Origin of the sequence: Cohnella caldifontis (genome assembly GCF_029360585.1) — a bacterium.
Classification (GTDB): Bacteria; Bacillota; Bacilli; order Paenibacillales; family Paenibacillaceae; genus Cohnella; species Cohnella caldifontis.
Genome location: NZ_JAQZSJ010000026.1, coordinates 1 through 16,466, shown reverse-complemented (window position 1 = coordinate 16,466; position 16,466 = coordinate 1). Strand labels below are relative to the sequence as shown.

The following is a 16,466-nucleotide window of genomic DNA, read 5'->3' as shown; positions in this document are numbered from 1 at the left end:
ACCTCCTTTTAAGCTAAGTGAATCAATTTTTGTGTCGATTTATTCTGATAAATAATTAATGGCTCCCTTTCTCGAATGATTTGTTTATTCATCTCCGTTCCCCAAAATTTGTTTGCTAACATGTACTGGAGTATAAACATACATGTCCCTTTTTCTAAGTGGCATTCATGATCTGTCCGCAAACATAGATTAATAAGCGGCGTTTGCCCAGCATCTTTCACAAATATCCCAAATAACTCATCGGATAGTAACCCAACGAGTTCCTCATTAACACCAGGTCGTGTATCAAAATATTTAGCTTTTGCCATCCATTCTACGTTCTTCACTAGGTTGACGGGGATTTTGTCTTCCGTAATAATGCACCAATCAATCCCCTGCTCTGCAAAGTAAACCCTTTCGATTTCAAAAAGTTCTAAAGTACGGTCAGTTAATTTTTCGCGTGGTTTTATGGTTCGTATAACATCTCGACTGCCGTCTTTTGTTTCCAAGGTGAGCCTGAAATCCGTTGTCATTACTACAGGTTTTCCGTATTGATGTGGATGTTTAATACCAAGTTCTTCAGCAATCTCCATTGTTCTTTCTAAGGGTAACAGCGGCCATTGTTCGCGTATATCAGTCACTCCATCAAGCCATTCACAGTAATATAAGTACTTTCTTTCATGCTCAGACAAGGTGTGGTGAATCCTTTTAGTTTTCCACCCTTTATGTCGTGCCAGCCATCCTTCTGAGGCAATTTTATTGTCATGTGCCTGAATAAAGGGTTGATAATTTTCTCCAACTCCCTGACCCCTGCCTTTTTTAATGTAGTTGGTTTGCAGCTTTTCTTTTCTTGTGCCTCGTTTAGACAAAATAACACCTCCATTTTGGTTTCCATAAAACGGCCTATAGCGAGCTGTCCGTTATAACCCCTAAAAACGACTAATGGCTTCGCCCCCTAAAACAAAGGGCGAAGCCATTAGATTTAAATTGTTTTGCTGTAATACTAGATGGTCTTAATTCCATTTTAACCAAGAACGGCTGTTAAATAAACATTCAGATACCAACTCTATTGTAAAGGCACTAACTTTGTTGTAAAGGTACCAACTATAATGTCTAGGCACTAACTTTAATGTCACCAGACATAGGGATCATCCGAGGCTTCTTCCCTTACTCCACCGTCACGCTCTTCGCCAAATTCCGCGGCTTATCCACGTCGTGGCCCAGCGCGAGCGAAGCGTAGTACGACAGCAGCTGCAGCGGAACGACGGACAGCGCCGGCGTCAGGATCGGCAGCGTGCGCGGGATCGCGAACTGGCGGTCCACCGACTTGGCGGACTCGGCTTCGGCCCCTTCGTTAATGATGCCCAGCACGTGAGCGCCGCGCGCTTTCGTTTCTTTAATGTTGCTAAGCATTTTCTCGTACAGGTCTTCCTGCGTCAGCAGCGCGATGACCGGCACGCCTTCTTCGATCAGCGCGAGCGTGCCGTGCTTGAGCTCGCCCGCGGCGTATGCCTCGGAGTGGATGTACGAGATTTCCTTGAGCTTCAGCGATCCTTCCAGCGTTACGGCGTAGTCGATGCCTCGGCCGATGAAGAACAAGCTGCTGTGGCGGGAGATCGACTCGGCGATGCCTTTGATCACTTCCGCTTGCGCGAGGATCTTCTCGACCTGCTCCGGCAGCGCCTGCATGGCGGCCAGGATATGCGCGATTTCCGCGTCGGTCTTGGTGCCGTTCACTTGCGCCCAGTACAGGCCGAACAGATAGAAAGCGATCAGCTGCGACGTGTAAGCCTTCGTCGAAGCGACGGCGATTTCGGGTCCCGCCAGCGTGATGATGACGTCGTCCGCCTCGCGGGCGACCGAGCTGCCGACGACGTTGGTGATCGCCAGCACGCGGGCGCCGCACCGCTGCGCTTCGCGCAGGGCCGCCAGCGTATCCGCCGTCTCTCCGGATTGGCTCACGACGATAACGAGCGTATCCGGCGTGATGATCGGGGAACGGTAGCGGTATTCCGACGCCACGTCCGTCTCGACCGGCACCCGGGCCAGCTGCTCGATGACGGCTTTGCCGACCATGCCGGCATGCAACGCCGTGCCGCAGGCCACGATATGCACCCGCTTGAAGCCGCGCAGCATTTCCGGCGTCATCTTCAGCTCAGGCAGTTCCACGCGACGTCCGTCTTCGCTCATTCGCCCGCGCATCGTATCCCGATACGCTTTCGGCTGCTCGTGGATTTCCTTGAGCATGAAATGGTCGAAGCCGCCCTTTTCCGCGGTCATCAGGTCCCAATCGACATGGAACAGTTCCTTGGAGATCGGGTTCCCTTCGATCGTCATCAGTTCGACGCCTTCGCGGGTGAGCACGGCCATTTCGCCGTCGTTCAGGATATAGATGTCGCGCGTATGCTCCAGGATCGCCGGAATGTCGGAGGCGATGTACTTCTCGCCGTTTCCGACCCCGATGATCAGAGGGCTCGCGTACCGTACTGCCACGAGCTTATCCGGCTCGTACTCGGTCAACACGCCGAGCGCGAACGCCCCGCGCATTTTGGAAACGGCCCGTTGCACCGCTTTGACGATATCGCCTTCGTACTCCACGGCGATGAGGTGCGAAATTACTTCCGTATCCGTCTCCGAAAGGAAACGGTGCCCTTGGTGCATCAGCTCTTCTTTCAGTTCCAGATAATTCTCGATGATCCCGTTGTGGACGACGGAAAACTTCAGCGTATTGTCCACGTGGGGGTGGGAGTTCACGTCGGAAGGCTTCCCGTGCGTCGCCCAGCGGGTATGCCCGATGCCGACCGTGCCGCGCAGCGGATCGCCCGAGAGGCGCCCTTCCAGGTTAGCCAGCCGGCCGACCGATTTCGTGATTTCCAGCCCGCGCTCCGTAAAAACGGCGATGCCCGCCGAGTCGTACCCGCGGTACTCCAATTTCTTCAAGCCTTCCAACAAAATCGGCTGCGATTCGCGGTTGCCGATGTATCCTACGATTCCGCACATATTCAAACAGACCTCCGTCTCGGTTTCTCTTCGTCCAAGCTACCGAGACCGGCCATAAGCAGTCACAACCCATATTCGAATACGGGAGGTGTCCGCCCGGCCCAATCCCGGCCCGCCGGACTTTCCCATGAATCCATCCTAATCGCAATCCCCGCATCGTATCGGAATATTGGCCGCCCGGTCGCCCGCTGCGTTTTGTCTTCCGATCTGTCGACTTCGATGCCAAGCCGGGAGGTCCCCGCCGAACAATCCGAACACCTCCACCTCGTCAACTTGCCGGTCATCCTTGCTTCCCCGTGTCCTGACCGTCCAAGTTCTGGCGCTTAACTTGCCGAATCGTTCCCAACCCTGCCTTTCCTTCTGAAATCTACCCTTCATCATATTCGTTCTGCCTACGAAAAGCAACCATTCTTCACCGTCCCGCATCATTACCCAGGAAATGACACATTCGATCTCCCCGCGACACCTCGCCAAACGCATAGATCCGACGGAAACCGTCCACTTTAATTAGAAACTTCATGTATCCGGAGGTCCCGACGATGAAGGAGAGATCCATCCTTGCCTACTTCAACACGCCCGAACAAGCGCAGGAAGCGCTGGAGAAGCTGAAGCAACTCCACTTGATCGATTCCCGCATCGAACGGTTCGACGGCATGCCGGGAGACGGCGTTGAGGTCATCATGAATCCGACGACCGGAAACTTCGACAGTCTGGGCGAAATCACGCTGGCGGGCGAATTCGAGAACAAAAGCGCGGGCATCCTGAGCGCGGCCAGCGTCAGCGCAAGCGGGTACGGCTCGGGCGGAACGGACAACCGCATCACGGGACGGGACATCCTTCTGACCGCCATTGTCGGCGAACAGGACTACGAGAAAGCGCAGCGCATCGTCCAGCAGGCGGGAGCTCTTTAATACGCCCCTATAAAAAGACGTCTCCCGGATGCGGACCTTAAATCCGCTCCACGAAGACGTCTTTCTCCATGTTCGAATCGTTATGATGGAATTATGCCAGTTCCTTGCGAATGACCTCCGCGATCGCGGCCGCATGGCGTTCGATTTCCCCAAGCTCCGGCCCTTCCGCCATGACGCGGATCAGCGCTTCCGTGCCGGAAGGCCGCACCAGGATCCGTCCGTTGTCGCCCAGCGCCGCTTGGGCAGTCTCTATCGCCGCCTGGATCGCCGGGTTCCCCGGATACTTGGACTTGTCCGCGACCCTGACGTTCACCAGCGTTTGCGGATATTTTCTCATTAATTGTTTCAGCTCGCCGAGGGTTTTTCCTGAGCCCACCACCGTATCGACCAGCTGCAACCCCGTCAGGATGCCGTCTCCCGTCGTATTATGATCGAGGAAAATGACGTGCCCCGACTGCTCCCCGCCGAGGTTGTACCCCCCGCGGACCATTTCTTCCATTACGTACCGGTCGCCGACGGCCGTCTGCACGGTCTCCAGCCCCAGAGATTTCGCCGCCTGGAAAAAGCCGATGTTCGCCATCACCGTCGTGACCACCGTGTCCCGCTTCAGCGTGCCGGCCCGCTTCATGGCATCTCCGCAAATGCAGAGCACGTAATCGCCGTCCGTCTCCTCGCCGTTCTCGTCGATCGCGATCAACCGGTCGGCATCCCCGTCGAACGCAAGACCCAAATGGGCTCCGTGCTCCCGGACTTTGGCCGCCAGCAACTCCGGATGCGTCGATCCGACGCCGTCGTTGATGTTCAGTCCGTTCGGTTCCGCGCCATAGGCGATCACCTCGGCCCCGAGCGCGCGGAACACCTCGGGCGCGAGCTCGTAGGCCGCCCCGTGGGCGCAATCCAGGACGATTTTCAGGCCTTCGAACCGATGCTTCACCGTCGTCTGAAGGAAGTCGAGATACAGCCGCTTGGCGGACGTATCCGTCGTGACCGTGCCGATGCCGCTTCCGGTCGGACGCGGCAGCGTATCCGCTTCGGCGTCCATCAGGCGCTCGATTTCGGCTTCCGTCTCGTCCAGCAGCTTGAACCCGTCGCCGCCGAAAAACTTGATCCCGTTATCCTGAACCGGGTTATGGGACGCGGAAATCATGACGCCCGCGTCAGCCCCCAGCTTGCGCGTCAAATAAGCTACCGCCGGCGTCGTCACGACTCCCAGGCGCACGACGTCCGCGCCGATCGACAGCAGGCCGGCCGTCAGCGCGCTTTCCAGCATCGCCCCGGAGATCCGCGTGTCGAGGCCGATCACGACCTTCGGCCGATGCGTCCCGCCGGCCAACACGACGCCCCCGCAGCGTCCGATTTTATAAGCAAGTTCCGGAGTCAACTCCAGATTCGCCACGCCGCGAACCCCGTCCGTTCCGAAATATTTTCCCATTTCTCCGCCAAACCCCTTCATTCTGTAATTCCTTGCTGTACTTTACGGCTTACTGCCGCTTCCGTTGCCGCTGCCGCCGTCGCCGGTACTTCCACTCCCGCTCCCGCTTCCGCCAGCCCCGGCTCCGGCATCGTTCCCCGCGCTCCCGCCGGAACCGCCGGACGTTTCGCCGCCGCTCGCGTTCTCTTCCGGGCTCACGGTGGCCGGAACGTCCGCCGCGATTTCGACGGTCGCCGTGCTGACCCCGCCCGACTGCTCGATGAAACGGGGGGAATTCACGATCAGATTGACGTCGTAAGTGCCCGGCCCTTTGCCGCTGAGGTCGGCGTCTACCGTCACGTCGCCCGGCTGCAGCTTGCCGAGCCGAGCCGGAGAACCCGTGACGACGATGTCGGCTTTGCCGGTGGCCGGCTGCACGATTTTGACGGACATGCCCTCGCCCAAACCTTTGAAATTGATCGGCAAGCCTTCCAGCGTGCGGGTGTCGGACAGCACTACGCTGACGTCCACGTTGATCTTGTCCGGCGACATTTCGGTGATCTGATTCGGCATCGCCAGCGTAATCGGGATTTTGCCCGATTTGGCCAAATCCTTGAGCTCGATGTCCGCTTCGATGAAATCGATCTGGTCCAGCGCTTCCTTCGGGCCGTAAATGGTCACCTGCTCCGCGTCCGGTTGGAACGTGTCGATGCTGAGTCCGGGCGGCATCCGCCCTTTCATCACGAACTGCAGCGGCACGGTCTTGAACGGGTACGTGATCGGGACTTCGACCTCGACGACCGCGGGATCGATGTAAGCCCCTTCGATGACTTTCCCGTTCTTATCGTACGCGGCCAGCTTGACCGCCTTGTTCTTGATGGCGCTCGTTTCCCCGTCGACCGAAATGGAGGCGCCCACCCGGCTTACTTGTGCCAGTGTATTCTCCGGCAAGGTGACGTGTACGCGATTGGTCGGGCGGACGATCGGGGTCCCGGCAATGTACCCTTGCGCGGGCACGCCCTTGGTCTGGACGTCGACCTCGAACTCTTTCGTCTGCAGCGATTCGACCGTTACCTTGACCGACCCGGGCGTCATCTGGACGAGCTGTATGCCTTGGGGCAAATCCAGCTGCAATGACAGCGTATGGACGCCTTCGGTGACCGACCGCAAATCGACCCGGATCCGGTAATCCTCCTTGCGGGCGGCATTCAGATTGGTGCGCGTGCCGCGAACGGTCAGCTTCACCGTCTGGGGATCCAGCCCCTTGAGCACGTAATTCTTCTCATCCAAGCCGTAAGCTTCGATTTTGACGCCGTCGATATTATGGTTCTCCAATAAAGAAGCGACGTTGTTCGGCGTCGAGTCGGGATCGAAATGGACGACGGCCCACATGATGATTCCGATGACGAGCGACATGATTTTGATCGCGGTCGGGTGGTTGAGCCATTTATCCACGGGGCTCACCCTCTTTCCGCCGCCGCAGCGCTTTCCACGTCCATCTGGACTCGCCGTCGGCGGTTTTCCGGAATTGCGGACGCAGCTCCTCGAACAGCTTCGAGATCAGCGATTCTTCGTTGATATCGCGCACGACTTGTCCATTGATCGCGAGGGAAATTTGCCCCGTTTCCTCGGAGACGATCAGGCTGATCGCGTCCGACACCTCGCTGATGCCGATCCCGGCGCGATGCCGCGTGCCGAGCTCTTTGCTGATGAACGGATTCTCCGAGAGCGGCAGGTAGCAACCGGCCGCCATGATTTGGCTGCCTCGGAGAATGACCGCTCCGTCATGCAAAGGCGTATTCGGAATGAACACGTTGATGAGCAGTTCCGAGCTGAGCGTGGACGACATCTTGATGCCGGATTCGATGTAATCGGTCAGTCCGGTATTGCGTTCGAAAACGATTAAGGCCCCGATTTTTCTGCGGGCCAAATAATTAACGGTCTTAATGACTTCGTTGATCCGCTCGCCGACTTCCTGGTCCTCCGCCGGGGATCGGCTGAACAGCTTGCCGCGTCCCAGCTGCTCGAGCGCGCGGCGCAGCTCCGGCTGGAAAATGATCAGCACCGTGACGACCCCGAACGTGAACACTTGGTTCATGAGCCATTTCAGCGTGTACAGATTCAGCCAGGCGCTCAGCGCCCAGGTGATGACGAGCAGGAAAATGCCTTTGAGCAGTTGAACGGCGCGGGTCCCCCGGATCAGCAGGATCAACCGGTAGATCAAGTAACTGACGATCAGGATGTCCGCGATATCTTTGATCGAACGTTGCCATGTCAAGCCGGTAAAATAGTCCAAAGTGCGACCTCCCGTCCCGGCGGCGTATCCCATCTGGTGAAATATGTCGGATTATGATTAGGATTGATCTAGATACATTTCTCTACTCCTGGTCCGAAATCCTGTCACGCGCGCAAAAAAACCTCCCTAAGACCCAGGGAGGTTCGTCGGTCACGGTCCGTAGGCCAGCGTGCCGAACCAAGATCTCAGTTTGTACCAAGCCCAATCGACCGCCCGGTCGATCTCCTGCACGTGTCCCGCGATATGGGCGGTGGAAGCCAGGGTGACGTTGCCGTCGATGACCGTCAGGTCTCCTTTGACCTCGCCCAGCACCTCGGCGCTTCCGTTCACGACGGTCAGGTCTCCGGACACTTCCTTGCCCGCGGGAACGATGACTTTGTCGCCTTGGATCACGACATTGTCCAAATCCGGCCCGGCGACCGAAAGCTGGCGGTCCTGGTTCCACATCGTGACGAAGCTGGATAGCATCACGACCAGGAACAAGGCGGCGGCGGAAATCGCCGGATGGCGGCGCACCCAGCCGGTCCAGGCGGCCGGACGGCGGCCGGCTTTCGGAAGCGAAGCCAGGATGCGGGCTTCGAGTCCGGCTGGAGCCGGTTCGAACGGCAAGGCCCGCGCCAGCGCTTCCGTCCTCGCAAGGGCGTCATAGCGCGCCTGGCAGGCTTGGCACTCGCTCATATGCTGTCGGAGCAGAGCCGCGTCCCCGCCGCTCAGATCTCCGTCCAAATATTCTTGCATCCACGCGACGGCAACCTTACATTCCATTTTTGCCATCCCTTTCTTGTAGGTAAGGCGTTCCGCTAGGACCGGGCGCCATACGAGCTGCTTCTATACCATACGCGCCGACTCCGCCTCGGTTTCAAATCCGGCGCGAAAGCGGGCTATAATTTGCGTTCCAGCTTCTTCCGCAGGAATTCCCGCCCCCGGTGGACCCGGGTTTTCACCGTGGTGACCGGCATGCCCAGCACGTCGGAAATCTCCTGCAGCGACAAATCCTGCATATATCGGAGTACCATGACCCCTTTATATTTGGCCGGCAGCGTATCCATGGCCTCTTGCACGATTTTCTGGGTTTCGGACAGCAAAAGCTCGCTCTCGGGAGTACGTTCGTCGCTCGGCAGCATCGCGTACCCGTCCAGCCCTTCATGTTCCGACGATTCCGAGTCCAGCGAGTACACGTTTCTTCTTTTGCGAAGGCGGTCGATGCATAAGTTCGTGGCGATCCGGTAGATCCAGGTCGAAAATTTCTGGTTCTCGTCGTAACGGTCCAAGTTTTTGAATACCCGAAGAAACGCATCCTGAACGACGTCTTCCGCTTCCTGGCGGTTGCCGATCATTCTGTACGCAAGGTGGTACAGCTTGTCCTTATACATGCTTACGAGTTCCGCGAAAGCCCGCTGGTCCCCTTTGCGGGCCAGCCGGGCAAGCCGCGCGTCCATAGCCTCCAACGTCATTCCTCGCTTCCCGGCCGGTTGCCGGCCTTCTCCCCCATACGGCTCTGTGCCGCCACGATCCCCGCCAGGAGAAGGACGACCCCGAATCCCTGCACCCAGGTTAGCGGCTCCCCCAGCAGCGCGAACGATGCCAGAACCGCGATGGGCAACTCCAGCGCCCCCAGGAGCGCCGCCAGCCCGGGACCGATCCTGGGAATCCCCGCGTTGAAACAGATCGCCGGCAGCGCCGAACCCAACAATCCTAGCAGGAAGCCCCATACCGCGATCGGCACGGATCCGGAGCCGGCCGGACCGCCCGTACCCGCTCCATGCATGACGGAGATGAACGCCAAGGACGACAGGGCCATGACGGACGATTTGGTATACGGTTCCTGGGATGAGGGCAGCGAACCCGACAGAAAGAAGAACAAACTGTAGGTCAAGGCGGATAGCAGGCCGAACAGCAATCCCTCGACATCCAGGCGGCCGATCCCTTGTTCGATAAGCCCAGCGGCCAAGAGCGTACCCGCGAAAATCAGGACGGAGGCAACCGCCTCTTGCCGGGTCGGCCAACGTTTCGCCCGTATGCTTTCTAGCAAAATGGTAATCCACGTATATTGAAAAAGCAAGACGACCGCCAATGACGCGTCGAGCCGCGCCAAAGCTTCGTTATAGAAAACGGTCGTGAGCGAGAGCCCGCATATCCCGATGAACGCCAGCCGGATCCAGGTTCCCGGCTTCATCCGCAGGGAGGGACGCAAGCGGAAGCGGATCAGCCAGACGATCAGCAGCATCGCGGTCCCCGATACGATCTGCGCGAAGGAGAGCGCGCCGGGACCCCAGCCGTCCGCTACGGCCATTTTCACGACGGGAGTCATCAGCCCGTAACTCGCCGCGCCCAACATGACCAAGAGTGCCGCGATTCCGTTGCGATAGGTATTCATGTCTTCGCTCGCTTTCCCGGCAAGCAAAAGGCCCGAAGCGCGACGGCCCGGGCCTTAGGCATCGTATTTACGTTTTTGCCGCAGCCTCGGCCCGTCAGCCCGTATTCCGAAGGCCTGCCGCAATTCCGTTGATGGTGAGCAGCACTTGCCGCAACAATTCCGCGTCGTCCTGTCCTTGGCCCCGGAGCTTGCGCAGCTCGGTCAGCATCTGCACCTGCAGGTAGCTGAGGGGGTCGACGTACGGATTGCGCAGCCGGATCGATTCCTGAATGACCGGCACGTTGTCGAGGATTTCCTCCTGCCCGGTAATCGCCAGGATCAAATCGCGGGTCCGGTTGTATTCCTCTTCGATCAGCGTGAAAATGCGCGTCCGGACGGTCTCGTCCTGGATCATGCCGGCGTACTCCCGCGCGATGTTCAAATCCGCCTTGGCAAGCGCCATTTGCAGATTGTCGATCAGCGTACGGAAGAACGAGTATTCCCGGAACATCGTACGGAGCGTCTCCAGACGGCTCCCGTCGCCTTGAACGTAGGACTGGAACGCGGTGCCCGCCGCATACCATGCCGGCAGCAGGTACCGGCTCTGCGTCCACGAGAACACCCACGGAATCGCCCGGAGGTCCTCGAACCGCTCGCTGTTCTTCCGCTTAGACGGACGGGAGCCGATGTTCAGCTCGCCGATCTCCGGCAGCGGCGTCGATTCCTTGAAGAACTTCATGAAGTCCGGATCCCGGAAAATGAGGTCCTGGTACTTGGTTTGCGCCTTCTCGGAAATGTCCCGCATGATCGCTTCCCACTGGGCTTCCGCCTCGGCCTCTTGGGCCGGATGGCGGACGAGGTACGCGCCTTTGAGCAGCGCGCCCGTCGCCTGTTCCAAGCTGCGGTAAGCGATCCCTTTCATCGAATAGCGCTCGGACAGCACTTCGCCTTGCTCGGTAATCTTGATGCCTCCGCCGATCGTATGGGGCGGCTGCGCCAGGATGCTCCGGTTCAGCGGCATGCCTCCGCGGCCCAACGCGCCTCCGCGGCCGTGGAAGAACTTCAGCCGGACGCCGTGCGCTTTGCCCGTGCGGGTCAGTTCCTTCAGCGCAAGCCGCAGCTCCCAGTTAGCGGTCACCATGCCGCCGTCCTTGTTGCTGTCGGAATAGCCGAGCATGATTTCATGCAGGTCGCCGGCATTTTTGAGGCATTCCCGATAAATCGGCAATTCGAACAAGGTACGCATGATGTCCGGGGCCGCATGCAGGTCGTCGATCGTCTCGAACAGCGGCACCGACTGGATGACCGAAGCGACGGTTCCGTCCTCCTTGCGGTAGAACAGACCGGCTTCCTTGGCAAACACCATGACCTCGAGCATGTCGCTCGCCGATTCCGTCATGCTCACCAAGTACGTGCCGATGGCCCCTTCGCCGATTTCCTTGGATGCGCGATAAATCGTATGGAATACCTCTAAGATTTCCCGAGCGGACTCGGACAATTCCGTCTCTTCGCCTACCAGCTTGCGGTCGTCCCCCAGCAGCGAGTGCAGCAGTCGGACCTTTTCATCCTCCGCCAAATCGGCGTAATTCGCGGTCACGCCCGCTTTGGCCAAAATTTCCGCCATGGCGTTCTCGTGCTCTTTGCTGTGCTGGCGGACGTCCAGACGGGCGAGATGGAAGCCGAACAGCTCCACTTGGCGGATCATTTTCTTGATCAGCGTGTCCGCGACGTAGTCCGCGAAATGATGCCGCAAGCTGCGATCGATTAGTTCCAGGTCCCGGATCAGCTCGGAAGGCTGATGGTAGCGTTTGGCCGTGCCGACCAGGCTTTCGTTCCGCATGTTGGCCAGCTTCTGCCTCATATAGGTCAGCTTGATGCGGTACGGCTCGTCCTCGTTCGTCCAAGGCTCTACGGAGGTCAATTCCACGTTCGCGCGGTCCTCGGCGATGGAGGCCAGCAGTTCGTCCGTCACCTCGACGATCGTGGTGCTGAAGCTCATCAAGCCTTTCAAAACGCGGATCGCTTCCTCGTATTTGTAGATCGCCAGGTTCTGCTGCATCTGCAGCGTCTTCCATGTAATCGCCGCCGTTACCGACGGATTGCCGTCGCGGTCTCCGCCGATCCAGGAACCGAAGCGCAAATACGTCGGAACGTGCCACTTTTCTTCGGGATAATATTTGGCCAGGCAGCGCTCCAGCTCGTCATAGACGTCCGGAAGCACGTCGAACAGCGTTTCGTGGAAGTAGTACATCCCGTTGCGCACTTCGTCGAGCACGGTCGGCTTGCGCGCGCGCAGTTCGTCGGTCTGCCACAGGGTGAGGACTTCGTTCAGCAGCTTGTCGCGCAGTTTCTCGCGCTCACGGTAGGTCAACGTTGGATTGTCCAGTTCCATGACTTCGTCGGCAATCCGTTTGTGGATATCGAGAACGGCCCGGCGCGTCGCTTCCGTCGGGTGAGCCGTCATGACCAGCTCCAGCGACATCTCCCCGAGCATATCCCGGATCTCTTCGATCGGAATCTGCTTGTCGCGCAAATCCTGGATCACGCTTTCGATCGATCCCGGCTGCACGGTTTCGCCCGCGGAACGCTCGTAATCCCGCTTGCGCCGGATCCGGTGGTTCTGTTCCGCGATATTGACCAACTGAAAATAGATGGCGAACGCCCGGATGACCTTGCGCCGGATCACGGGATCCATGCCGCGGATCGTCTGCACGAACTCCTCGAACAATTCGGGCAAAAATTCCGTACGCAGCGCTTTGCTCATTTCCCGGATTTTCTCGACGTGCTCCAACAGTTCCCGTCCGCCCTGATGGACAAGCACTTCACCGAGAATGTTGCCGAGGAAACGGACGTCGCGCCGAAGCAAATGGTTGGACGAGGCACGCCCCGCCGCAGCCAATTCCGTCATTTCCCTTCACCTCATAATGCGACTGCCGGCGAACTTAATACGTTTGCGTTCAGTCGTATGCTATATCATTCGAATCGGATCGAATGACTCTCTTTGCTATGATACTACAAATAAGCGTGAAAATCTTCATCGGTTTTGAATAAGTTTCTCGCCGGGACGCGGAATTTCCGAATGTTGGACGGTTACAGGGAGATGCTTGTCCGTTTTTGGATAAGAATGAACTACCGCCCCGGGGTTGTCCGAGGCGGCAGTCCGAAGCGGCTTGAAATGAGTTCAACTACGTACGATCATTCGGTTATCGGGATCCACTGCCTCTGCTTAAACGACCATGCCAGAGAAAAGGATAATGACCAGCAGGATGAAGAGCACGAGGATGAAAGCCGCGCTGGTTCCGGTACCGGTTCCAGTCGTCCCACAGAAACCCATTCTTTTCACCGCCTTCGCCGGAGGATGCGTGATTCGTCATCACACCCCTAACATATGGCCGTGACATTCAGATGGACAGGACTTCCGCACACCGCTGCGCGAAATGTATGGATGTCCAAGTCCGAATGGGAGCGCTTGTCCCTCGCGCGTTCGAGGCGATTCATGTTTCATCCGTTTCTCCCCTCGGTCGAAAATAAAAAAGACAGCGGTCTCGAAGACCGCCGTTCCGTAGGTGAATTTGCGCGATTTTTGTGGATTTCCTTAGACGAAGAATCCTGCAGACAGAATGATGACCAGCAGAATGAAAAGCACGAGAACGAACGCTGCAGCGCCTCCAAATCCTGCACAGCTGAAACCCATGGATTTTCACCACCCCGGAGAACGGATTGTGATGTGTCATCACATCCCTAATATATGGGGAGGGAAGGAGCGGGGACAGGACTTTCACACAGTTCGCGTTTTTTTTATTTTCCCTTCATGATTCCAGCTTATGATCGCATGCATAATTCCCCTCCGAAGGCGCAAGATGAGAACAATCGCCCGCTGGAGGGATCCTATGTACGCCCATGCTCTGATGTGGGGATTGTTAGTCCTCCCTTGGATTTCCTTGTTCTTTCTAAACCCGGCATCGATCCGCCGCTTCATGCCGGTTTCGATTTTCGCGGCGCTTCTCGTCACCATCGTGTTCGAAATGGCCCATGCGTTCCGTTGGTGGACCATTTTGGATAAGGCGATCATCCTGCCCTGGGGGTATATTACCAACACCGCCTACACGTACGGATTCTTTTTCATCGGAACGCTTTGGATATTCAAATTCACCTTTGGCCGGTTCTGGCTCTTCATGCTGACCAACGTGGTGATCGACGGGTTGTTCCAATTCGGATTGGACCCGCTGTTCGCTCGGGCCGGGTATTACCGATTCGTCAATATCACCCACTGGCAAACGTTTTTCATCATGGTCGGAATCGCCGTATTGCTGTATCTGTACCAAGTATGGCAGGAAGGCTCGATCAAGCATCAGGTGAAGGAGCAAGACGATCCTTTAGAAATTCGCGTGTTCGAACGCGAAAAGGCAAGATGATCCCCCGACAGCCGGCTCTCATCGTATCGGTCTTCCCTAGAACCGCTTGCGGGCGGAATAGCCGTTATAAAATTAGAAAAACCGTCAGGGAGAAATTCGTCCACGACGGTCCTATTGTTTCGTGCCTCTGAAGTCACTCTACAGCAACTTTCCCACGANTCTTCCCTAGAACCGCTTGCGGGCGGAATAGCCGTTATAAAATTAGAAAAACCGTCAGGGAGAAATTCGTCCACGACGGTCCTATTGTTTCGTGCCTCTGAAGTCACTCTACAGCAACTTTCCCACGAACATCCTCAATCCTGTACGCAAATGAACATAACCATTGGGACCCGTTTGTCCAGAGGAGCGTGGCTTAAGCTTGCGCGGCAGGCTTAATCAGCTGTTGCCCCACGCGTTGGCGTGGCTTAAGCTTGCACGGCAGGCTTAATCAGCTGTTGCCCGTCCTCCCCGTCACGGGTTCTGATTCTAACGGACACCGAAGCCGCTATTGGATCAAAACCCCTCATTTTCTAAACGTAACGGACACCACGGCCCTTATCCGTAACCCTTTACGGTTATACGCGGGCTTTTCGCTCAATAAGCGCTACTGTGTCCGTTAAAATGCGATTTGCCGAAGATCGCCCCCCATAACGTCCGCTGTGACCGTTAGCCTTACCGCCTCCGCGAATGGGGCAGCCGGCGTCTGGTCGCTCTAACAAAGGGATGCGGCATCCCGAAAAGTTATAGATTCTGATAGGTTCAAAAAACCCCTTACGGAGTAAGGGGTTTTGGCATTCATAAGTATGGAGCGGGTGATGGGAATCGAACCCACGCTACCAGCTTGGAAGGCTGGAGTTCTACCATTGAACTACACCCGCGCACAGTTGGAAATGGTCGGGACGACACGATTCGAACATGCGACCCCCTGGTCCCAAACCAGGTGCTCTACCAAGCTGAGCTACGTCCCGTAAGGAAGTGCCGACTCGAAAACCTTGTGCTACGAATTGGCGCGCCCTGAGAGATTCGAACTCCCGGCCTTTTGATTCGTAGTCAAACGCTCTATCCAGCTGAGCTAAGGGCGCAAAATTATGGAGCGGACGAAGGGATTCGAACCCTCGACCCTCGCCTTGGCAAGGCGATGCTCTACCACTGAGCCACGTCCGCATAATGAAAAGGGTTATTCGATTGTGCCGTTCTTCCGAAGCGGCAAGATACAATATAACAAAGATCGAATCGAAATGCAAGTTGGTGCGCGTGGAGGGACTTGAACCCCCACGGTTGCCCGCCAGATCCTAAGTCTGGTGCGTCTGCCAATTCCGCCACACGCGCAAGTGACTGAGATCATGGTGGGTCATGTAGGGATCGAACCTACGACACCCTGATTAAGAGTCAGGTGCTCTGCCAGCTGAGCTAATGACCCGCGATATGGCTGGGGATCTAGGATTCGAACCTAGGAGTGACGGAGTCAAAGTCCGTTGCCTTACCGCTTGGCTAATCCCCATCATCAAGCGTCGGATTCGAAAATGGTGGAGGCTGAGGGGATCGAACCCCCGACCCTCTGCTTGTAAGGCAGATGCTCTCCCAGCTGAGCTAAGCCTCCATAATGGTGACCCGTAGGGGATTCGAACCCCTGTTACCTCCGTGAAAGGGAGGTGTCTTAACCCCTTGACCAACGGGCCGCGCTATGTAATTAAGTGGAGCTCCCAACCGGGATCGAACCGGTGACCTCATCCTTACCATGGATGCACTCTACCTACTGAGCTATGGGAGCATGGCTCCCCGAACAGGACTCGAACCTGTGACAACTCGATTAACAGTCGAGTGCTCTACCGACTGAGCTATCAGGGAACGGTGCCTAATCGAGGCTTTTGCCCGGCCTGGCGGCGTCCTACTCTCCCAGGACCCTTCGGTCCAAGTACCATCGGCGCTGGAGGGCTTAACGGTCGTGTTCGGGATGGGTACGCGTGGAACCCCTCCGCCATTACCACCAGACCAAGTGAGCGACGAAGTCGTCTCACACCGCGTGCCAAGAGGCAGCTTTGCGAAGCAAAGCGTTCGTGGCAACACGATTGATTCAAGGTTTGCACCCTGAAAACCGGATAGCGAAACGTTCAACATC

At 57.1% G+C, this 16,466-nt stretch carries 11 protein-coding genes, 11 tRNA genes and 1 rRNA gene; 2 read left to right on the top strand and 21 right to left on the bottom strand.

Going from position 1 to position 16,466, the window contains the following annotated elements; all coding sequences use genetic code 11:
• Nucleotides 1–8: 8 nt before the first annotated feature.
• A complete protein-coding gene (locus tag PTZ19_RS23320) occupies nt 9–848 on the bottom strand; it encodes a TnsA endonuclease N-terminal domain-containing protein (RefSeq protein ID WP_276358035.1) in 840 nt (279 codons plus the stop codon).
• A gap of 298 nt (nt 849–1,146) precedes the next feature.
• Nucleotides 1,147–2,979 carry a glutamine--fructose-6-phosphate transaminase (isomerizing) gene (gene glmS, locus PTZ19_RS23315; protein WP_276358034.1) on the bottom strand — a complete coding sequence of 611 codons (1,833 nt, stop codon included), beginning with the start codon at nt 2,977–2,979 and terminating at the stop codon, nt 1,147–1,149.
• Between the two features lie 539 nt (nt 2,980–3,518).
• Between glmS and PTZ19_RS23310 the strand changes: the two genes are divergently transcribed.
• Nucleotides 3,519–3,890, top strand: coding sequence for a hypothetical protein (locus tag PTZ19_RS23310; RefSeq protein WP_276358033.1), 372 nt, complete (start codon nt 3,519–3,521; stop codon nt 3,888–3,890).
• Nucleotides 3,891–3,981: 91 nt separating this feature from the next.
• Here the strand turns inward: PTZ19_RS23310 and glmM are convergent, their stop codons facing one another.
• The 7 genes from glmM to ppc form a co-directional block, all read right to left on the bottom strand.
• Entirely contained in the window at nt 3,982–5,322 is a 1,341-nt protein-coding gene (gene glmM, locus PTZ19_RS23305) for a phosphoglucosamine mutase (protein ID WP_276358032.1), read from the bottom strand.
• Nucleotides 5,323–5,364: 42 nt separating this feature from the next.
• Nucleotides 5,365–6,756: a CdaR family protein gene (locus PTZ19_RS23300; RefSeq protein WP_276358031.1), complete on the bottom strand. Its 1,392-nt coding sequence runs from the start codon at nt 6,754–6,756 to the stop codon at nt 5,365–5,367.
• Nucleotides 6,749–7,597, bottom strand: a complete 849-nt coding sequence (gene cdaA / locus PTZ19_RS23295; protein WP_276358030.1) for a diadenylate cyclase CdaA — start codon at nt 7,595–7,597, stop codon at nt 6,749–6,751. The genes PTZ19_RS23300 and cdaA overlap by 8 nt, the downstream gene beginning before the upstream one ends.
• Nucleotides 7,598–7,747: 150 nt before the next feature.
• Nucleotides 7,748–8,362, bottom strand: coding sequence for a zf-HC2 domain-containing protein (locus tag PTZ19_RS23290; RefSeq protein ID WP_276358029.1), 615 nt, complete (start codon nt 8,360–8,362; stop codon nt 7,748–7,750).
• A 116-nt stretch (nt 8,363–8,478) separates the two neighbouring features.
• Nucleotides 8,479–9,051, bottom strand: a complete 573-nt coding sequence (gene sigW, locus PTZ19_RS23285; protein WP_422615038.1) for an RNA polymerase sigma factor SigW — start codon at nt 9,049–9,051, stop codon at nt 8,479–8,481.
• Nucleotides 9,048–9,974, bottom strand: coding sequence for an EamA family transporter (locus PTZ19_RS23280; RefSeq protein ID WP_276358028.1), 927 nt, complete (start codon nt 9,972–9,974; stop codon nt 9,048–9,050). Before PTZ19_RS23280 ends, sigW begins: the two co-directional genes overlap by 4 nt.
• A gap of 94 nt (nt 9,975–10,068) precedes the next feature.
• A complete protein-coding gene (ppc, locus tag PTZ19_RS23275) occupies nt 10,069–12,861 on the bottom strand; it encodes a phosphoenolpyruvate carboxylase (RefSeq protein WP_276358027.1) in 2,793 nt (930 codons plus the stop codon).
• A gap of 982 nt (nt 12,862–13,843) precedes the next feature.
• Here ppc and PTZ19_RS23265 point away from each other — a divergent pair.
• Nucleotides 13,844–14,368, top strand: coding sequence for a hypothetical protein (locus PTZ19_RS23265; protein ID WP_276358025.1), 525 nt, complete (start codon nt 13,844–13,846; stop codon nt 14,366–14,368).
• Between the two features lie 783 nt (nt 14,369–15,151).
• On the opposite strand, the gene PTZ19_RS23260 is transcribed toward PTZ19_RS23265, so the two are convergent.
• The 12 genes from PTZ19_RS23260 to rrf form a co-directional block, all read right to left on the bottom strand.
• Nucleotides 15,152–15,225: transfer RNA gene (locus PTZ19_RS23260), tRNA-Gly, on the bottom strand.
• Between the two features lie 13 nt (nt 15,226–15,238).
• A tRNA-Pro gene (locus PTZ19_RS23255) sits at nt 15,239–15,315 on the bottom strand.
• A gap of 37 nt (nt 15,316–15,352) precedes the next feature.
• Nucleotides 15,353–15,429 (bottom strand) — tRNA-Arg (locus tag PTZ19_RS23250).
• A 7-nt stretch (nt 15,430–15,436) separates the two neighbouring features.
• A tRNA-Gly gene (locus PTZ19_RS23245) sits at nt 15,437–15,511 on the bottom strand.
• Between the two features lie 82 nt (nt 15,512–15,593).
• Nucleotides 15,594–15,676: transfer RNA gene (locus PTZ19_RS23240), tRNA-Leu, on the bottom strand.
• A 15-nt stretch (nt 15,677–15,691) separates the two neighbouring features.
• Nucleotides 15,692–15,767 (bottom strand) — tRNA-Lys (locus PTZ19_RS23235).
• 6 nt (nt 15,768–15,773) lie between these two features.
• Nucleotides 15,774–15,848, bottom strand: a tRNA-Gln gene (locus PTZ19_RS23230).
• Nucleotides 15,849–15,871: 23 nt separating this feature from the next.
• Nucleotides 15,872–15,947: transfer RNA gene (locus PTZ19_RS23225), tRNA-Val, on the bottom strand.
• A 4-nt stretch (nt 15,948–15,951) separates the two neighbouring features.
• A tRNA-Glu gene (locus tag PTZ19_RS23220) sits at nt 15,952–16,026 on the bottom strand.
• Nucleotides 16,027–16,042: 16 nt separating this feature from the next.
• Nucleotides 16,043–16,118: transfer RNA gene (locus PTZ19_RS23215), tRNA-Thr, on the bottom strand.
• A 1-nt stretch (nt 16,119) separates the two neighbouring features.
• A tRNA-Asn gene (locus PTZ19_RS23210) sits at nt 16,120–16,195 on the bottom strand.
• Between the two features lie 27 nt (nt 16,196–16,222).
• A 5S ribosomal RNA gene (rrf, locus tag PTZ19_RS23205) occupies nt 16,223–16,339 on the bottom strand.
• Nucleotides 16,340–16,466: the final 127 nt, after the last annotated feature.